Origin of the sequence: Streptomyces rubellus (genome assembly GCF_036323805.1) — a bacterium.
Classification (GTDB): domain Bacteria; phylum Actinomycetota; class Actinomycetes; order Streptomycetales; family Streptomycetaceae; genus Streptomyces.
On the sequence record NZ_JAZDCX010000007.1, the window covers coordinates 270,707 to 288,229 of the forward strand.

19 protein-coding genes are annotated in these 17,523 nt (G+C 73.6%); 12 read left to right on the forward strand and 7 right to left on the reverse strand.

Going from position 1 to position 17,523, the window contains the following annotated elements; translation table 11 throughout:
* Positions 1 to 60 precede the first annotated feature (60 nt).
* From V1L54_RS11120 to V1L54_RS11130, 3 genes are all read left to right on the forward strand, one after another.
* The gene (locus tag V1L54_RS11120) at positions 61 to 975 is read left to right on the forward strand and encodes an MBL fold metallo-hydrolase (RefSeq protein ID WP_330117760.1); all 915 of its coding nucleotides are present in this window, start codon (positions 61 to 63) and stop codon (positions 973 to 975) included.
* Positions 976 to 997: 22 nt separating this feature from the next.
* Positions 998 to 2,488 (forward strand): carboxylesterase/lipase family protein, encoded by a 1,491-nt coding sequence (locus V1L54_RS11125; RefSeq protein WP_330117761.1) that lies wholly within the window; start codon positions 998 to 1,000, stop codon positions 2,486 to 2,488.
* A 79-nt stretch (positions 2,489 to 2,567) separates the two neighbouring features.
* The gene (locus tag V1L54_RS11130; protein WP_330117762.1) at positions 2,568 to 2,954 is read left to right on the forward strand and encodes a RidA family protein; all 387 of its coding nucleotides are present in this window, start codon (positions 2,568 to 2,570) and stop codon (positions 2,952 to 2,954) included.
* Positions 2,955 to 3,017: 63 nt separating this feature from the next.
* On the opposite strand, the gene V1L54_RS11135 is transcribed toward V1L54_RS11130, so the two are convergent.
* The gene (locus V1L54_RS11135; protein ID WP_330117763.1) at positions 3,018 to 3,377 is read right to left on the reverse strand and encodes an arsenate reductase family protein; all 360 of its coding nucleotides are present in this window, start codon (positions 3,375 to 3,377) and stop codon (positions 3,018 to 3,020) included.
* Positions 3,378 to 3,717: 340 nt separating this feature from the next.
* Between V1L54_RS11135 and V1L54_RS11140 the strand changes: the two genes are divergently transcribed.
* Positions 3,718 to 4,455: a polysaccharide deacetylase family protein gene (locus tag V1L54_RS11140; RefSeq protein WP_330117764.1), complete on the forward strand. Its 738-nt coding sequence runs from the start codon at positions 3,718 to 3,720 to the stop codon at positions 4,453 to 4,455.
* 139 nt (positions 4,456 to 4,594) lie between these two features.
* Here V1L54_RS11140 and V1L54_RS11145 read toward each other — a convergent pair whose 3' ends face one another.
* Positions 4,595 to 5,923, reverse strand: coding sequence for an extracellular catalytic domain type 1 short-chain-length polyhydroxyalkanoate depolymerase (locus tag V1L54_RS11145; protein WP_330117765.1), 1,329 nt, complete (start codon positions 5,921 to 5,923; stop codon positions 4,595 to 4,597).
* A gap of 27 nt (positions 5,924 to 5,950) precedes the next feature.
* Here V1L54_RS11145 and V1L54_RS11150 point away from each other — a divergent pair, with 27 nt between their 5' ends.
* A complete protein-coding gene (locus tag V1L54_RS11150) occupies positions 5,951 to 7,129 on the forward strand; it encodes a PucR family transcriptional regulator (RefSeq protein ID WP_330117766.1) in 1,179 nt (392 codons plus the stop codon).
* A 73-nt stretch (positions 7,130 to 7,202) separates the two neighbouring features.
* Here the strand turns inward: V1L54_RS11150 and V1L54_RS11155 are convergent, their stop codons facing one another.
* Positions 7,203 to 8,153: an alpha/beta hydrolase gene (locus tag V1L54_RS11155; RefSeq protein ID WP_443076587.1), complete on the reverse strand. Its 951-nt coding sequence runs from the start codon at positions 8,151 to 8,153 to the stop codon at positions 7,203 to 7,205.
* A 457-nt stretch (positions 8,154 to 8,610) separates the two neighbouring features.
* Between V1L54_RS11155 and V1L54_RS11160 the strand changes: the two genes are divergently transcribed.
* Both V1L54_RS11160 and V1L54_RS11165 read left to right on the forward strand, forming a co-directional pair.
* Positions 8,611 to 9,429 carry a polysaccharide deacetylase family protein gene (locus tag V1L54_RS11160; protein WP_330117768.1) on the forward strand — a complete coding sequence of 273 codons (819 nt, stop codon included), beginning with the start codon at positions 8,611 to 8,613 and terminating at the stop codon, positions 9,427 to 9,429.
* 34 nt (positions 9,430 to 9,463) lie between these two features.
* Entirely contained in the window at positions 9,464 to 10,813 is a 1,350-nt protein-coding gene (locus V1L54_RS11165; protein ID WP_330117769.1) for an SGNH/GDSL hydrolase family protein, read from the forward strand.
* Between the two features lie 154 nt (positions 10,814 to 10,967).
* Here the strand turns inward: V1L54_RS11165 and V1L54_RS11170 are convergent, their stop codons facing one another.
* Positions 10,968 to 11,459, reverse strand: coding sequence for a LysM peptidoglycan-binding domain-containing protein (locus V1L54_RS11170; RefSeq protein ID WP_330117770.1), 492 nt, complete (start codon positions 11,457 to 11,459; stop codon positions 10,968 to 10,970).
* 424 nt (positions 11,460 to 11,883) lie between these two features.
* On the opposite strand from V1L54_RS11170, the gene V1L54_RS11175 reads away from it, so the two are divergent.
* Positions 11,884 to 12,117, forward strand: coding sequence for a hypothetical protein (locus tag V1L54_RS11175; protein WP_330117771.1), 234 nt, complete (start codon positions 11,884 to 11,886; stop codon positions 12,115 to 12,117).
* A gap of 189 nt (positions 12,118 to 12,306) precedes the next feature.
* Here V1L54_RS11175 and V1L54_RS11180 read toward each other — a convergent pair whose 3' ends face one another.
* The gene (locus V1L54_RS11180) at positions 12,307 to 12,630 is read right to left on the reverse strand and encodes a DUF6011 domain-containing protein (protein WP_330117772.1); all 324 of its coding nucleotides are present in this window, start codon (positions 12,628 to 12,630) and stop codon (positions 12,307 to 12,309) included.
* Between the two features lie 604 nt (positions 12,631 to 13,234).
* Between V1L54_RS11180 and V1L54_RS11185 the strand changes: the two genes are divergently transcribed.
* From V1L54_RS11185 to V1L54_RS11200, 4 genes are all read left to right on the forward strand, one after another.
* The gene (locus V1L54_RS11185) at positions 13,235 to 13,405 is read left to right on the forward strand and encodes a hypothetical protein (protein WP_330117773.1); all 171 of its coding nucleotides are present in this window, start codon (positions 13,235 to 13,237) and stop codon (positions 13,403 to 13,405) included.
* Positions 13,402 to 14,793, forward strand: coding sequence for a glycosyltransferase (locus V1L54_RS11190; RefSeq protein ID WP_330117774.1), 1,392 nt, complete (start codon positions 13,402 to 13,404; stop codon positions 14,791 to 14,793). Before V1L54_RS11185 ends, V1L54_RS11190 begins: the two co-directional genes overlap by 4 nt.
* A gap of 320 nt (positions 14,794 to 15,113) precedes the next feature.
* Positions 15,114 to 15,863: an SDR family oxidoreductase gene (locus tag V1L54_RS11195; RefSeq protein ID WP_330117775.1), complete on the forward strand. Its 750-nt coding sequence runs from the start codon at positions 15,114 to 15,116 to the stop codon at positions 15,861 to 15,863.
* Positions 15,864 to 16,031: 168 nt separating this feature from the next.
* Positions 16,032 to 16,826, forward strand: coding sequence for a formate/nitrite transporter family protein (locus V1L54_RS11200; RefSeq protein ID WP_330117776.1), 795 nt, complete (start codon positions 16,032 to 16,034; stop codon positions 16,824 to 16,826).
* A 94-nt stretch (positions 16,827 to 16,920) separates the two neighbouring features.
* On the opposite strand, the gene V1L54_RS11205 is transcribed toward V1L54_RS11200, so the two are convergent.
* The gene (locus V1L54_RS11205; RefSeq protein ID WP_330117777.1) at positions 16,921 to 17,076 is read right to left on the reverse strand and encodes a copper chaperone PCu(A)C; all 156 of its coding nucleotides are present in this window, start codon (positions 17,074 to 17,076) and stop codon (positions 16,921 to 16,923) included.
* Positions 17,077 to 17,217: 141 nt separating this feature from the next.
* Positions 17,218 to 17,427, reverse strand: coding sequence for a Sec-independent protein translocase subunit TatA (tatA, locus tag V1L54_RS11210; RefSeq protein ID WP_443076588.1), 210 nt, complete (start codon positions 17,425 to 17,427; stop codon positions 17,218 to 17,220).
* Positions 17,428 to 17,523: the final 96 nt, after the last annotated feature.

Genomic DNA, 17,523 nt, shown 5'->3' on the forward strand with positions numbered 1-17,523 from the left:
CCGCCCGGCCGAGACCGCTCGTACGGTCCAGGAAAGCCTCCGAATTCCCAGGGACACACCATGGACCACATCATGCTCGGCAATGTCAGCGTCACCCGGGTACGGGAGTACTTCGGTTCCGTCGACATGACGCCCGACACCTTCTTCCCGGAAAGCCCGAAGGAGGTCTGGGAGGACAGCTCCTCCTGGCTGGCCCCGCATTTCCTGGATCCCGAGAACAACATCGTGAATTCCGCGCTCCAGACCTGGCTGCTGCGCAGCGAGGGCAGGACCATCCTCGTCGACACCGGTGTGGGCAACCACAAGGAGCGTCCGTACGCACCGGTCTGGAGCCACCTGGAGACGGACTTCCTGGCCAATCTCGCCCGGGCCGGCGTCCGCCCCGAGGACGTGGACATCGTGATCAACACCCATCTCCACATCGACCACGTCGGCTGGAACACGTACCTGGACGGCCGGCACTGGGTGCCGACCTTCCCCAACGCCACCTACCTGATGCCGAAGGACGACTTCGAGTTCTGGAACCCGGAGAACGGCCACCGGACGGTGTTCGGCCGCGGCAACCAGAACGTCTTCGAGGACAGCGTCGTCCCCGTCCACCGGGCCGGCCGGACGCTGTTGTGGGAGGGCAGCCACCAGATCGACGCGGATCTGCGCCTGGAGTCGGCTCCCGGGCACACCCCCGGCTCCTCCGTGCTGACCCTCACCTCCGGGACGGACCGCGCGGTGTTCGTCGGCGACATGCTGCACAGCCCGGTGCAGATCCTCGAACCGGACTCCAACAGCTGCTTCTGCGAGGACCCCGCGGGCGCCCGCGCCACCCGCCGGAAGGTGCTCGGCTGGGCGGCCGACAACAACGCCCTCGTGATCCCCGCGCACCTGGGCGGCCACGGCGCCGCCGAAGTGGTGCGCGAGGGCAGCCGGTTCGCCATCAAGGGCTGGGCGCCCTTCGCCCCGTACACCGAGCGGGTCTGAGTCCCGCGGAAGGACACGAGAGATGAACCACCACCCCGAACCCGTCGTGACCACGGCGCAGGGAGCCGTCCGCGGCCTGCGCCGGGGAGACACCGCCGCCTTCCTGAACGTCCCCTACGCCGCCCCGCCCCGCGGCGCCGGCCGGTTCGCGCCGCCGCGGCCGCACGAGCCGTGGGACGGCGTACGGGACGCCACCGTCCCGGGACCCACCGCGCCGCAGGCCGAGCGCAGGCTCGGCGGCATCGACATGGTCCCCTACTTCGGCACCGGCTGGAGCCGCGGCGAGGACTACCTGACCGTCAACGTCTGGGCACCCGCCGCCGGCGGCGGCGGTCTGCCCGTGATGGTGTTCGTCCACGGCGGCGGATTCGTCGCCGGATCGACGCGGTCCGCGCTGTACGACGGTTCCGCCTTCGCCCGCGACGGCGTCGTCCTGGTCACCCTCAACTACCGGCTCGGCATCGCCGGGTTCCTCGACCTCCCCGGCGCGCCCGCCAACCGCGGCCTGCTCGACGTCGTCGCCGCGCTGGGCTGGGTGCGGGAGAACATCGCCGCCTTCGGCGGCGACCCCCGCAACGTCACCCTCTTCGGCCAGTCGGCCGGGGCGACGATCGTCGGCGGCGTCCTCGCCACCCGCGAGGCCGCGGGTCTCTTCCGCCGGGCGATCGTCCAGAGCGGCAGCGGCCTGGGCGCGTTCACGACCGAGCAGGCCGCCCGCGTCACCGCGGCGGCGGCCGGGGTGCTGGGCGTCGAACCGCACGCCGACGCCTTCGCGGACGTCCCGGACGACCGCCTGGTCGAGGCGGCCTCCCGGCTCGCGGGCATCGACCTGCGCACCGACACGCACCGCGATCCGCTGATCGGCCTCAGCCCCTTCAGCATCGTCCTCGACACGCAGCCCGCCGAGTCCGTCGCCGCCGGCCTGGGCGCCGACGTGGACCTGCTCGTCGGGACCAACACCGAGGAGGGGAACCTTTATCTGGTCCCCGTGGGCACGTACGCCACCTCGACCGCCGACGACCTCGACGAGACGGCGGAGCGCTCGCACCCGGATCCGGCGCGGCTGGTCGAGACGTACCGGAAGACACGCCCCGACGCCTCGTACGGCGCGCTGCGCTCCGCCGTCATGGGGGACGCGCTCTTCGGCGCGGGCAGCCGGGCACTGGCCGACGCGCACGCGGCCCATCCCGGGTCGGCCACCCACGCCTACGAGTTCGCCTGGCGTTCGCACGCCCTGGACGGACAGCTCGGCGCCGCCCACGCGGTCGAGCTGCCCTTCGTCTTCGACCTCGCGGGCCTCGACCGGCTGAACGGCCCCGCCGCCCTGCTCGGTCCGGACCGGCCTCCCGCCCGGCTCGCCGCCCGCACGCACGAGACCTGGATCCGGTTCGCCGGGACCGGCGACCCCGGCTGGGACGCGTACGACACCGAGCGCAGGGCCACCATGCGCATCGACGCCCAGTGGACCCAGGTCGACGACCCCCGCGGCGAGGAACGGCGGGCCTGGGGCTGACCGCCCGTACGCCCGTACGGCCCCGCGCCCGCGCCCGCCGCTCACCCGCCCCGCAAGGGACAACCCCTCAGGAAGGACCATGACCAGAACCGTCGTCACCACCGGGAACGCCCCCGCCCCGGCGGCCCCGCTCTCCCAGGGCATCCGCAAGGGCGGTCTCCTGCAGGTCTCCGGACAGCTCCCGCTCGACCCGGACACCGGCGAGATCGTCGGCACCACGGTCGCCGAGCAGACCGCGCAGGCCCTGCGCAACGTCACCGCCGTGCTCAAGGCGGGCGGCGCGGACCTGGCGGACGTCGTGATGCTGCGCGTGTACCTCACCGATCCCGCCCACCTGGCCGGGATGAACGAGGCGTACGCGGCGGCCGTCGGGGAGCCCTTCCCCGCCCGCACCACCGTCTACATGCCGCTTCCGCCGGGACTGCTGGTGGAGATCGACGCCCTGGCGGTGCTGGTGGACGGCTGACGGGGACGGCCGTCCGGGGAGGTGTCCGCGGGCCGCGTCGGCGCGCGGCCGGCGGACGCGGCACTAACGGGACAGCGCCTCGCGCACCGCGTCGTCGGTGCGCGCCACCACCGCCGAGCCGTCGTCGGCGGTGATGATCGGCCGCTGGATCAGCCGGGGGTGCTCCGCCAGTGCCGTGATCCACCGGTCCCGCTCGCCCGGCTGCCTCGGCCACTCCTTCAGCCCCAGCTCCCTCGCCTCGGCCTCCTGGGTGCGGGTGATGTCCCACGGTTCCAGCCCGAGCCGCGCCAGCACGGCCCGCAGTTCGTCCTCGTCGGGCGGGTCCTCCAGATAGCGGCGGACGGTGTACTCGACGCCCTCCGCGTCCAGCAGCCTCACCGCGGTGCGGCACTTCGAGCAGGCGGGGTTGATCCAGATCTCCATGCGGTCACGGTAGCGGGACGCCGACGGGCCCGGACACGTCAGACGGACGGCGGAGGAACGGCCTCCGCCGTCCGACAACCGCTCGGTTTTCCCGCCGGACATCATCGGCCGACGGCGCCGGAGAACCCCCGGAAACCTCTCCGACCTGCACGGACGGCCGGTTGGCCCGGGAAGGTGCGGTGCTTGACGACCGCTCGGAGCCTTCCTATGGTCTCCCCGCTCTACCGGAAAGGTTCCGAAAGCTCCCTCCCCCCACTCTGGGCTGCCGGGAGCGGTGTACTCAGGCCGTGGGCGCCGCTCCCGGCGGTCCGTCAGGAATCAGGAAAGGGCCGCACCGACCATGACGACGAGAACCACCGAAAGGACCGCCCGGGGCCGTCTCGGCCTGCGGCGCCGCATGCGCCGTCTCGCGTTGCCCCTGCTGCTCTCCGCCGGGCTGTGCGCGGGCGCGCTGAGCACGACGGGAACCGCCCAGGCCGTCGACGCCACCGTCATCACCTCCACCCAGAGCGGCGGCCGGACCGTGTCGTTCACCTTCGACGACGGCCCGGACCCCACCCACACCCCGCGGCTGCTGGAGGTGCTGCGCAGGCACCAGGTCAAGGCGACCTTCTGCCTGTGGGGCGACCACGTGCGCCGGCACCCCCACCTGGTGCGGCAGATCGTCGACGACGGCCACCGGCTGTGCAACCACTCCATGGCCCACCAGGACATGGGCGGCTGGTCGCAGCAGCAGGTCCGGCAGAACCTGGAGCAGACCAACGCGGTCATCCGCCAGGCCGTGCCGAACGCGCAGATCACCTACTACCGTGCCCCGTACGGCAGCTGGGGCCAGTCCCCGCAGGTGGCCGCGTCCATGGGCATGCAGCCGCTGGGCTGGCGGATGGACATCGCCGACTGGACGCCGCCGGGCACCGCCGAACTCGTCCGGCGTCTGACGCAGGGCGTCACGCCCGGGGCCGTGGTGCTGATGCACGACGGCGGCGGGGACCGCAGTCAGACGGTCTCGGCCGTCGACCAGGTCATCCCCCAGCTGAAGTCGCAGGGCTACACGTTCGACCAGCCCGCCGTCCGCTGAACCGTCCCTCCTCGTTCCCGTCCCTCCTCTCGTCCGGTTCTCCCGGACCCGGACCCGGCACCGGCCCCGGCGGAATTCTCCCGCCGGGGCCGGTGCCGTCGTGCCGGGTGCGGCGGGTGCCACCGCCCCGGCCGGGGCGTCACACGACGGAGCAGGCGGCTCCGTTCAGGGTGAAGGAGGCCGGCTCCGCGGTGTTGCCGTTGTGCCTGGCCTGGAAACCGATCTGGATGCCGGCTCCCGCCGAGAGGGTCGAGTTGTACGAGACCGCCCGCGCGGTCACCGCGCCGCTGCCGGGGCTGTAGGTGGCGCCCCAGCCGGAGACGATGGTCTGGCCCGCGGGCAGCTCGAACTCCAGCGTCCAGCCGCTGACCGGTGTGTCACCGGTGTTGGTGAGGGAGATGGACGCGGTCAGGCCGCTGTTCCAGGAGTTGGCCGTGTACCCGACCCGGCAGGCTCCCGGCTCCGGCTCCGGCTCCGGCTCGGGCTCCGGTTCACCGGTGCCGTCCAGACCGAAGAACGAGACGGCCCGCGCCGCCATGCCGCCGGCGGGCAGCGAGTGACCGCCGCCCTGGATGCTGATGGCCTCCACCGGGGCCTGGTCGCCGGTGCCGCCGTAACGGGTGCGGTTCCAGCCGGGCTGCGGGGAGTCGGAGGCCGAGGGGGTCTGGCTCAGCCCGTGGACGTTGGTCCACTGCTCGATCTGCTCGTTGAAGTTCGGGTACCGCAGGGTGTCGTCGTTGGTGCCGTGCCAGATCTGGATCCGCGGCCGGGGGCCGTCGTAGCCCGGGTACGCGCCCCGGACCATGTCGCCCCACTGCTGCGGTGTGTGGTTCCGGGTGCCGTTGGCGCAGGAGCTGTTCCAGCTCGACCCGTCGGTGGTCCCGAAGCAGGAGTGCGGCACGCCCGCGAAGGACGCGCCCGCCCTGAACACGTCGGGGTAGTTGCCCAGCAGGACGTTGGTCATCATCGCGCCCGAGGAGGACCCGGTGACGTAGATCCGCCCGGGGTCGGCGTTGTGGCGCTGCTCGACGTAGCTCACCATCGACCGGATGGCCACCGGGTCGCTGCCCCCGTCACGGCGCAGCGCCTGGGGCGAGGAGACGTCGAAGCACTGGCCGCTGCGGGTCGCGGACGGGTAGACCACGATGAACCCGTGCTGGTCGGCGAGCCGGGCGAACTCCGTGCTGGAGTGGAAGTTCGGTCCCGAGCCGGTGCACCAGTGCACCGCCACCAGCACCGGCGGCCGCTCCTGCACCCGGTCGGGCACGTACAGGTGCATCCGCAGGTTGGTCGGGTTGGTGCCGAAGTTGGTCACCTCGACCAGCTGCGCCGCCGAGGCGGGCGGCGCGGCGACGAACAGCGCCGCCACCATCGGTAAGACGGCGCCCAGGAGCGCCGCCAGGCGTGACCGGACGGATCTCCTCCCGGTCCCCGTCGTCGTTGTGTGCTGCACGGATCTGTTGGTCATGTACCCGTCCTTCCTAGACTGCGGGATGTGAAGGGACTGCTGCTGCGGCTGTCGGAGCTGGACTCGGACGCCGCCACCGCCGTACGGGTGATCGCGCACTTCGAGGCACTGCTCGGCGGAGCTCTGGACCCGGCCACCCTGGCGCGGTCCACCGCCGCGCTGGCCGGGTGCGCGGCGGGACTGGAGCTGGCCGACGGCCGCACCGCCCGCTTCGGTCCGGGCGGCGCCGCCCTGGCGGGCACGCCGGGGCGGGTCTCCGGCCGGGTGGACCTGGAACCGGCCGGCCGGGTCTGGCTGGAACGCCCGGGCGAACCGGGGCCGTTCGACGAACTGGTGCTGGAGTGGATGGCCATCGCGGCCCGGGTGCTGGCCGGCCGCCCCCGGGCCGCCCGCTCACCCCGGGCGGCGGATCCGGCGCTGGTGGAACTGGTGCTCTCCGGACGCGAGGACGCCCCGGACCGGGCCCGCGCGCTGCGGCTGCTGGGGCTGGCCCCCCAGGCACCGCTGCGGGTGGTCGCGGTGGCGCCCCGGGAACCGGACCCGGTCACCGGGACGGACGCCGGAGTGGCGGCGGTGGCGCTGTTCGGGCGCGGTGCCCTGCGGGGCTCCGTCCGGGTCGCCCGGGTCGGCTCGCTGGGCGCGGTGCTGGTGCAGCGCCCGGAGGGCACCCCGGGCGGAAACGCCGCCTCACCGGCCGCCGAACTGCGGGCGGCACTGCGCGAGCGGGCCCGGGAGCGGGGCACGGCCCGCAGGCCCGACGGGGGCATCCGGGTCGGGATCGGCGGCGCCGCCGATCCGCTGGCCGCCCATGACTCCTGGGCGCAGGCCTGCTCGGCGCTGCGGTTCGCGGTGGCGGGTTCCCCCCAGGAGGCGGTGGTCGACCACGACGCGCTCGGCCCGGTGGCCCTGCTGGCGGACATCCCGGTGGAACGACTGCGCGCCCAGCCGGACGTACGGCTGCTGGGGGAGCTGGCGCGCAGCGAGCGGGGCGGCGGGCAGGGCAGCGACCTGCTGGCCGCCCTGGCCGCGTTCTGCCGCACCGGCTCGCTGCGGCAGGCCGCCGCGGAGCTCCATCTGCACCACAGCTCGGTGGCCGCCCGGCTGGCGCACGTGGAGAAGGAGCTGGGCTGGCAGCTGCGCGACCCGCAGGACCGTTTCCGTGCCCAGCTCGCGCTGTACGCCCTGCGGCTGGCCGGCGACGGCTGAGCGGGCGCCCCGCCCGCAGCCCCGGTCACGGACCCGCCCGCCGCCTCGCGCGCGGGCCCGTCCACCGTCCGCGTCACCGCCCCAGCGCCCTGCGCAGCACCGCGACGGCCTCGTCGGTCGCCCGCCGGATGACGGCGGCGTGCTCCACCGCCCACGCGCCGTGGAAGGTGCCGGGGAACAGGTGCACCTCGGCGGGCACCCCGGCGGCCAGCAGGGCGCGGGCGTAGTCGAAGCCCTCGTCCCGCAGCGGGTCGAACTCCATCACCGAGACGTACGCGGGCGGCAGCCCCGCCAGGCCGCCCGCCCCGGCGCGGGCGGGCGCGGCGTACGGGGACACCCCGGGGGCGCCGCGCCTGCCGGGCCCCAGATAGGCCTCCCAGCTCAGCAGGGCGTTGCGCCGGTTCCACACCGGGGTGTCGGTGAACCGCCGGGCGCTGGGGGTGTCCAGCCGGTCGTCGAGCGAGGGGCTGCACAGGTGCTGGAAGCAGATCGTGGGCCCGCAGCGGTCGCGCGCCAGCAGCGCCAGACCGGCGGCCAGCCCGGCCCCGGCGCTGTCGCCCCACACGGCGATCCGGTCGGGCAGCACGTCCAGCTCGGCGGTGTTCTCCACCAGCCAGCACAGCCCGGCGTAGCAGTCCTCCAGCGGGGCGGGGAAGGGGTGCTCCGGCGCCAGCCGGTAGTCGACGGAGACCACCAGCGCCGCCAGCTCCCGGCACAGCATCAGGTTCCAGTCGTGGTCGGCGTCCGGCGACCCCAGTACGTAGCCGCCGCCGTGGATGCCGTAGACGGCCGGCAGCGGGCCGCGCGCCCCCTTGGGCCGGTAGAGCCGCAGTCGCACCTCGAGCGCGCCGTCGGGTCCGGGCGCGCCCGCCTCCGTGATCTCCACCCCGGTGGTGTCCGCCGCCGCGACCGCCGCGGCCAGCTGCCACGCCTGCGCGGCGCGGGCCTCGTCGAGATCGGTGATGTCCACCTCGGGCATCAGGGGGAGTGCGGCGGCCAGCTCCGGGTCGAAGCGGTAGCGCATGCCCGTCCTCCGGTGGTCGGTGGGGGGAAGGTGGGAGTACGGCCGGTCGGCGGACCGCCGCGCGTGCCGGGTGTGCGGTGCGGCCGGTGTGCGGGGGTGCCGTGGTGAGACGGTGACACGGGAGTCCTCCCAGGTCATCAGACGGGTGTCGGGAGAACGGCGGGGCCGGCCCGACACCTGCGCGGTTTTCGCGCCATTCTCCGCCGCGCGCGGCTCTCGGGAGTCGCCGGAATCCACTCCGATCTGCGAGGACGTGTCTGTGAAGGGTGCTGCGGGCGGCTCTTGACGCCACCCCGGGGCCTCTCTATGGTCTCCCCGCCCCACCGGAAGATTTCCGAAAAGTTTCGGTCTCGATGCGCGGCTCCCGCGCACGTCTCCGGCGGGGCAACGGCTGTGACGCCGACTGTGACGGCCGGCCGCGGGCCGGCCGTGGCAGGGTGTCAGGAAGGGACCAGCGTTGACCGAGACCACCAGCACCGGCACCGGCACGACCACCGGGGAGACCCTCCGGCCCCCGGAGTCCTCCCGGCGCACCCGCCGGCTGCGCCGCCTCGCGATGCCCCTGCTGCTCACCACCGGCCTGTGCCTGGGGACGCTCGCCGCGGCGGGCACCGCCCAGGCACACGGCGCCGGACAGGGGAAGGAGTACGGGAAGGGACACGGGAAGGGGAAGGCCACGGCCGCCATCGTCGAGACCACCAAGCACGGCGGCCGGACCCTCGCCCTCACCTTCGACGACGGCCCCGACCCCGCCGACACCCCGGAGCTGCTCAGGGTGCTGCGCAAGCACCGGGTGAAGGCGGTCTTCTGCCTGTGGGGCGACCACGTCAGGCAGCACCCCGAACTCGTGCGCGCCATCGTCAGGGGCGGGCACACCCTCTGCAACCACTCCATGCACCACGACGACATGGGCACCTGGACCGAGGAGCGGATCCGCGCCGACCTGGAGCGGACCAGCGCCGAGATCCGCAAGGCCGCACCGGGGGCGCCGATCCCCTACTTCCGCGCCCCGTACGGCAGCTGGGGCAAGTCCCCGCAGGTGGCGGCGTCCCTGGGCATGCAGCCGCTGGGCTGGCGACTGGTGATCGGCGACTGGGAGCCGCCGGGCACCGACGAACTGGTCAGGCGCATCACCGAGGGCGTCGAGCCCGGCGCCGTGATCCTGATGCACGACGGCGGCGGCGACCGCAGCCAGACCGTCGAGGCCGTCGACCGGGTCGTCCCGCAACTGCGGGACGAGGGCTGGCGGTTCACCAGGCCCGCCCGCCGCGCCTGACCTCCCATCCCTCCCGACGTCCAGGAGATCCCACGTGAGACCGAACATCGCGCGCGGCCGGATACGGGGTGCCCTCGTCGCCCTGCTCACCGGCGCGCTGCTGCTGGTGGCGGCGCAGTCCACCCCGGCCACCACCGGCCCGGCCGCGCCCGCCGCGGCCGGTAAGGGGAAGCACGAGCACGACCGCCACCGGGCCTGGGTCGGCACCTGGTCGACCACGCCCACGGCCGTACCCGAGTCCGACACCACCGCCTTCGAGAACCAGACCATCCGCCAGATCGTCCACACCAGCATCGGCGGGAAGCGGGTCCGCGTCCGGCTGTCGAACGAGTTCGGCGACCGGCCGCTGGTCGTCGGCGAGGCCCGTATCGCCCGCCGGGCCGGGGACTCCGGCGGGCGCGTCGACACCCGCACCGACCGCCCGCTCACCTTCGGCGGCCGCACCTCCGTCACCGTCCCGGCCGGCGCCCCCGCCGTCAGCGACCCGGTCGAGCTGGCGGTACCCGCGGGCTCCGACCTGGTGATCAGCATCCATCTGCCCGAACGCACCCCGGGCTCGACGGTCCACGCGTTCGCCTTCCAGCACAACTACGTGGCCGCCGGCAACGTCACCCGCGCCGCGGACATCACCCCGACCGCCACCATCGACCGCTGGTACTTCCTGACCGGCGTGAGCGTCGCCGCCGACGGCCGCTCCCCGCGCTCCGGGGCCGTCGTCGCCTTCGGCGACTCCATCACCGACGGCTCCGACACCGAGGTGAACGCCAACCACCGCTGGCCCGACCTCCTCGCGGAGCGGCTGCGCGCCGCCCACGGCCCGTACCTCCTCGGCGTGCTCAACCAGGGCATCAGCGGCAACCGCCTGCTGCACGACCCCAACCCGCCCGAGGGCTCCGGCGCGGACGCCTACGCGGCGTACTTCGGGCAGAGCGCGCTGCGCCGCTTCGACCGCGACGTGGCCGCCCAGCCCGGCGCCGGGCACGTCATCGTCCTGCTCGGCGTGAACGACCTCGGCCACCCGGCCGCCGGCACCGCGCCGGAGTCCGAGAAGGTCACCGCCGAGGACGTCATCGCCGCCCACCGCCAGCTCATCGCCCGCGCCCACGAGCGCGGACTGAAGATCCACGGCGGCACGATCCTGCCGTTCAAGGGCGACACCTTCGGCTTCTACACCGCCGAGAACGAGGCCGCCCGCCAGGCCGTCAACCGCTGGATCCGCACCAGTGGCGAGTACGACGGGGTCATCGACTTCGACAAGGCCCTGCGCGACCCGGCCGACCCGCAGCGGCTGCTGCCCCGCTACGACAGCGGCGACCACCTGCACCCCAGCGACGCCGGCGCCGCGGCGATGGCCAGGGCCGTCCCGCTGCGCCTGCTGCGCTGACCGGCGCCCCCGACCGCCGCGTCACCACCCCACCCCCCCACACGGCGGCGCCCGGCCCGGCGGCACGATCCCCGCCCCCGGGCGCCGCGCCCACGCCCGGGGGCGGGACCGCCCTACCGGCCGGCCCCGCCCCCGGAGGGGAGCCGGGAGTCCCTCAGGCGCGGCCGACGGGGATGCGCAGGACCTGCCCGGGGATGATCACGTCGGGATCGGTGAGCTGCGGATTGGCCCGCACGATCCTCGTGTACAGGCCGGCGTCGCCGTAGTGGGTCTCGGCGATCGCCGACAGGGTGTCCCCCCGCTCCACCTCGTGCTCGCGGTAGCCGATGTAGCCCTGGACGATCCGCGGTCCGTAGAGGGCCGGGACGGTCACCCTGTTGACCTCGCTGCCGTCCCTGGCGCTGGTCCCGAAAACCTGGACCAGGATCTGGTCCCGCGCGAGCGCCGCGCCGCCGAGATCGACCTGGAGCTGGAACTGCCCGTGTTCACCGGTTCCGCCCCCGACCTCGAAGTGTCCGGTCACCTCGTCGTGCCCGTCGCCGACGCGGTAGTTCAGGACGGCCTCGAAGCCGGTGCCGATGCCCGCGACCAGGACCGGGTTGCCGACCAGGTCGAACTCCCGCGGCTGATCGATGCGGTTGGTCATGAGAATCCCTCCGGTTGGCGGGCCTGTGGCACTCCCCACCGTGGGAAGCGGGGCGCGCGGCGGTCAAATGCCGTGTCGGGGCGCCGAAAGGAACAAGCCACCTCCTCCGTTCCGGCCGCGGTGCCGTCCCCGCAGGCGACCGCCGCTCGCCCGCCGGCCACCGGGCCTCCGACGGGCGTCTTCCGGACGGTCCTCCGTACGCGCCGGGCGCCGGACCCGGCGGCTCCGCGGGACGGGAGGGAAGTCCACCCGGTCTTTCCGGCGTGGTGCTCCCGCCGGGGCCGGAGGCGGCGGAGGGGAACGCTTCGACGGCACTCCCGGGGTTCACCGGAAAGGCCCCGGTGTTTGTCCCCGTGCCCTCCGGGAAACCGTGGGCGTCTCTCCGCCGGGAAAACCCGGAGCACTGAGGCGAAGGAGGACCCCCATGTCCGGGCAGGACGACACCCGCCGTACGGGGGAGGCCCCCGCCGGCCCCTCCCGTCCCGAAGACCGCGGCCGGGGCACCGGGGAACCGGAGCCGCGGCGGTCCCCGCTGGAGGAGGACCCCGCCGTGCGGCGTGCCTTCACCGACGACAACACCGCCACCGCTCTCACCACGGAGGACGAGGACGACCGCGGTCCGCTGGCCCCGCGTTTCCAGGAGCCGGGCGACTCCTGAACCGGCGGCGGAGCCGGCTCCCGACGGCATGCGGACCGGCCTCACCGGTCACGGCGGGGGCGGACGGGAAAGAAGCGGTCCGGCCGCGGCCCGGCCGCCACGGCGAACGTACGGAAGGGGAACGGGCCCCTGCCCGGAGTGCGAGCCCGGCGCCGCCCGGGAGGCCGGTACGCGGGAACCCCACGGCCGTCACCCGGCGCCCGTGCTCCCGGCCGCGCCGTCCCGCTCCCCGGTGCGGCCGGCCGGCGGGGCCTCTCCCGGGGACGGTTCCGGCGGCCCGGCCGGGACCGCCGGCCACGGCAGTTCGTCCTGTGCGATCTCCCAGGTCCCCGGTGCCGGGGCGGAGCGCAGCGCGAGCTTCTCGCGGCAGTCGTCGCCCAGCCCCCACAGTCGCGCCCGCCGGCCGCGCAGCGGACGCCCGCACATCCGGCACAGCACCCGGCGGTGCTCCTCCCCGGACGGCTCGGGACTGCCGGGCAGCGGTTCGGGCTCGGGCCCGGGTACGGAAGTCACCCCACCGGTGTAGCAGACCGCGCACCCGCCCGGCGACGCGCCGGAGGACCGGAGTGGGCGGCGGCGGACGGGGCGGCGGCCGGCCGTACACGCTCCCCGCCGCGTGGCCGGCCGCCGTCCTTCCCGAAGGGGCGGGCCCGGGCCGCCCGGTACCCGGATTCCGGTGATCCGTCCGGCGGAAAAGATGGCGGCGGGGTAGGAAAGGAATCGAAGAAATCCTCGCGCCGCCACCACGCGGAGAAGACGACCCGGTGATTCTCGTCAAGCGCCGGAAATCCTTCTCGTTTGCTTCCGTGTGGTCGGGAGTCCGCTCTCCGGACGGGGTCGCCCGGGGCACCGGGGAAGTCCCCGGCCGCTCCCGGTCCCGGAGCGGCGGCCCGGACACCGGGGAGATCCGGCCCGGGCACGTTCTCCGGCAGCAATTTCGAGCCATCTTCATCCGCCCACGGAAAAGCGGACTCCCTTCCATCCCCCGGCTGTCCAGCCGGTTTTCCCCATTGCCGCCGGGAACCGCAACCCCGGCCACCCCACCCGTTCCCCCGAGCCACATAAAATGCCCGGCGCCGTCGAAACCGTCCGGACCTCTCAAGGAGGAGAATCAGCCATGTCCGAACACGGTCAGTTAGCCAACACCGGCACCGGTGCCCTGGTCGTAGGGGGTCTCACGCTCTACAACGGCTGGTGGTTGGCCTCCGCGGCCCTCGGTCTGGTGGCCGTGGGAGTGCTGGTCACCAGGATCGGTTTCCGTGCGGGCCGCCGCGCGGGTGAGCGGTGAGCGGTGAGCGCCGGAACCCGCTGCCGGCCGCCCGCCTGCACCGGTCCGGGACCGTCCTGGCGGGCGTCCTCGTCCTGACGCTGCTGGCGTTGTGGACCGCCCACCACTCCCTGGCCGTCTCCGGCCACGGCGCCGGCACCACGGGGCGGCTCTTCATCGCCTGGACCGTGCTGTTCCTCGTCTTCGCCCTCCAGAGCGTGCTGTACCACCTGGAGCGTCCGCGCCGCCCCACGCCCGAGGCGGCCCGCCGGCTGCGGGAACTGCACGTGGCGGTCCTGATGCCCGTCTACAACGAGGACCCCGGCTATCTGCGGCTCGGCCTGGAGTCCTTCCTGCGGCAGACCCGCCCGCCGGACTCCGTGCACATCGTGGACGACGGCTCCACCAGCTCGGACTACGCCGAGGTCCGCGCCTGGTGGGAGGAGGCGTCCCGGGCGGCGGGGGTGGCCGGCACCTGGCGGCGGGTGCCCAACGGGGGCAAACGCCGCGCCCAGGCCCACGCGGTGACGGCCAGCCCCCGGGCGGACGTCTACGTCACGGTCGACTCCGACTCCTGTCTGGCGCCCGACGCGCTGGAGGAGGTCCTGGCGCCCTTCGCCCGCCCCCGGGTGCAGTCCGTCGCAGGACTGGTGACCGCCACCAACAACCGCGCCGGCCTGCTGGTGAGGATCACCGACCTGTGGTTCGTCACCTGCCAGCTGGTGGACCGCTCGGGGCAGTCCGCCGTCGGCGCGGTGATGGTCAACTCCGGGCCGCTGGCCGCCTACCGGGCGGCGGTCGTCAGGGACAACCTGGACGGCTATCTGAACGAGACCTTCCTGGGCCGCCCGGTGACGTTCTCCGACGACTCGCTGCTGACGCTGTACGCGCAGGAGCGCGGGCTGACCGTCCAGCAGCCCTCGGCGGTCGTCTTCACCGCCATGCCGGAGAGGTGGTCGCACTTCTCCCGGATGTACCTGCGGTGGATGCGCGGCTCGACGATCCGCTCGGTGTGGCGGATGCGCTATCTGTCCCCGGCGCGGCCGGCCTTCTGGCTGCACCTGCTGCGCTGGTTCCAACTGGTGCTGACCCAACTGGTGGTGGGGTGGCTGCTGCTGGTGGAGCCGGCGGTGTTCGGCAACCCCCCGCCGGCCTCGATGCTGTGGATCCCGTTCCTCATCGGCTGGGCCCTGGGCCTGCGCTACCTGGGCCTGGTCCGTTCCGACGAACCCGTCCGCGCCCGGGTGCTGACCTGGCTGATGATGCCGCTGGCCACCGTACTGGCCTGGACGGTGCTGCGCTGGCTGCGCTGGTACGGCATCGCCACCTGTGCCCGCACCGGCTGGGGCACCCGTCGGCACGGTGCCGAGGTCTCCCTGACCGGCCCGGCTCCCGCCCCCGCGCCGTAGGCGGCGGGAACAGGCGGAGGCCACCGGCCGTACGCCGCGGGGCGTACGGCCGGCGGTCCCGGGGCCGGCCGGACGCCGAAGAAGGGAGCGGCCTGGGCACCGCGGGCCGGACCGCCGCCCCGCCGCCGCCCCACCCGGTGAGCCCGTACGAGCACGTCCTGCCCGCCGGGCGAGAGGCGCGCTCAGCGCCCGCAGCAGCCCGGTGTCCCTCTCCTCCTTCTGAGGGTTCTGCCAACCGCACCTGTTTCGGTACTCGCCGTGAGGGGCACTCCGAGCCGGACGCGACAGCGGCTGGAGCGGCCGAGTGAGGAGGAGAGACCGTGGGCGGTTCCGCGCATGTGGATCTGACCGGTAAGCGCGCGCTGGTGACGGGTGGTGCCCGGGGACTGGGCGCGTCCATCACCCGTCGGCTGGCCCGGGCCGGGGCCGCCGTGCGGGTGGTGGACGTACGGCGCGAGGAGGGCGAGAAGTTCTGCGCCCGGCTCGGCGAGGAGGAGGGCGCGGACGTCCGCTTCCTGGAGCTGGACGTCCGCGACCCGGAGGCGGTCGAGGCGGCCTTCCAGCGGCTGGACGAGGCACCGTGGCCACTGGACGTCCTGGTCAACAACGCCGCCGTGGACGTCTCCAAGCCGATCGAGCACCTGTCCGCCGAGGAGGTCACCCGGGTGGTCTCCACCAACCTGCTGGGCCCGATGTACCTGTGCCTGGAGACCTATCGGCGCATGGTGGCCCGCGGCGGCGGACACATCGTCAACATCCTGTCCACCGCGTCGAACCGCACCTGGACCGAGGCCGGGCCCTACTCGGCGGGCAAGTCCGGGCTGCGCGCCTTCACCCACACCCTGTTCAAGGAGGCCCAGCGCGACTGCCCCGGCATCGGGGTCACTGGGGTGATCGCGGGAGGGATGGAGACCCCGTTCGTGACGGAGCGCTTCCCCGACGCGGACACCTCCAAGCTGCAGAGCCCCGACATCGTGGCCGACGCCCTCATGTGCGCCCTGTCCGTCCCCGCCGGCAGCGCGATGCCCGAACTGGTCATGGTGCCGCGCAGCGAGACCTCCTGGCCGTGAGAGGGGCGACCGCGGTGGGCCGGCCGGACCGCTCGGCGGTCGCCCGGCAGCCCGGGCAGGCCCGCTGGGGCGTATGGCTGTTCGGGAAGCCACCGGGGTTGCTCCCCGGGAGTGGACGCCGGGCTCCTGCGGACCTTCACCCGTGCCCGTCGGGATAGGAAGTTCCCCGTGGCGAAACCACCAGACCCCCCGGAGATCTACCACCGTGCCCAGGAGGAAGGCGAGCGCCGGCTGGCCATGACCCCGCTGGAGAAGACGTCCACCGGGTTCATCGCCGGCATCACCATCGTGTTCGGCATCGTGGCGCTCGCGATGGCGAGCGAGCTGGCCGAGCCCCGGCTGGGGTCCGCTCTCGCCCAGCTCATCGGTGCGCTCGCCTTCGGTATCGGAGTGGTCTTCGTCGTGGTCGGCCGCTCCGAGCTGTTCACCGAGAACTTCTTCGGCCCGGTCGCCGCGGCGCTCGGCCGGCAGCGGCGCTCGGCCTGGGTACGACTGGGCCGGCTGTGGGTCGTGGTCCTGGTGCTCAACCTGCTGGGCGGAGCGGTCATGGCCGCGGTCTTCTCGGTGGAGGGAACACTCCCCGCGGGAGCGCACCACACCCTGGCGGAGGTGGCTCACGAGATCGCCACGAAAAGCGGTCTGGCGACCTTCACCCGCGGGATCGCCGCCGGAACGCTGCTGACCCTGCTGTCGTATCTGCTCCACGCCGCCGACTCGACCGGGAGCCGCATCGTCCTCGCCTACGTGGTCGGCTTCTTCCTCGCCCTCGGGCCGTTCGACCACGTCGTCGTCTCCGGTCTGCACCTGCTGTTCGGCGTGTGGCTCGGCGACACGGTCACCTACGCGGACGTCGGCTTCAACCTTCTTCTGGCGGGCGCCGGGAACCTGGCCGGGGGACTGCTGCTCATGACGCTGACCCACACCGCCCAGGTCAAGGGAGCCCGGGGGAAGAGGAGCGGGTAGGCCGGCGACGGGCGTACGCGCCGTGCGATGCGGCGGAGGGCGTGTCCGGGGAAGGTCCCCCGTCCGGTGCCGTGACGGGCCTGCGGACCGGCGTTCAGGAGGGGCGGTCGGTGGCGGGGACCTGTGAGTGGAGTTGCAGGGCGAGCGAGTCGGCCCGTTCGAAATTCAGCGTCACCCATACGTAGTCCCCGCCCCTGATGACCTGATTGAGATCCACGAGCAGCAGGTGCCGGTCCTCCCGTAGCTCCACCCTCTCTCCGGGCTCCAGGGGAACCTCGTTCCGCTCCTCTTCGAAGCGGGCGAGTGACACGTCGTCCGCCGCAGTGGTCTCCGCTCCGATATCCCGGACCTGCCGGAGGCATCGGCTCTCTGCCGTGGGGCAGGAGGCGTGTCAGTACTTGGGGTTTATCTCGGCATTCTTGGTGATGTGAGGTGCCGGGTTTCCCTGGGTGTGGGTGGGTTCGGACTTCATCGCCTTGACCTCACTTTTGAGGATGCGGGCGGATTTCCCTGCCGAGCGAGCCAGCTCAGGGAGTTTCTTGGCGCCGAAAATAACAATGGCGACGATGATGAGGATGGCTATTTCGCTGATCCCGAGCATCGGTGGTTTCCCTTCGGGTGAGGGCGCTGTTGGGCGGGGTGGGGAGGCGGTGGCCCAGGCGCGCTGTCCGGCTTCGCGATCGCCACCTACAGCAGG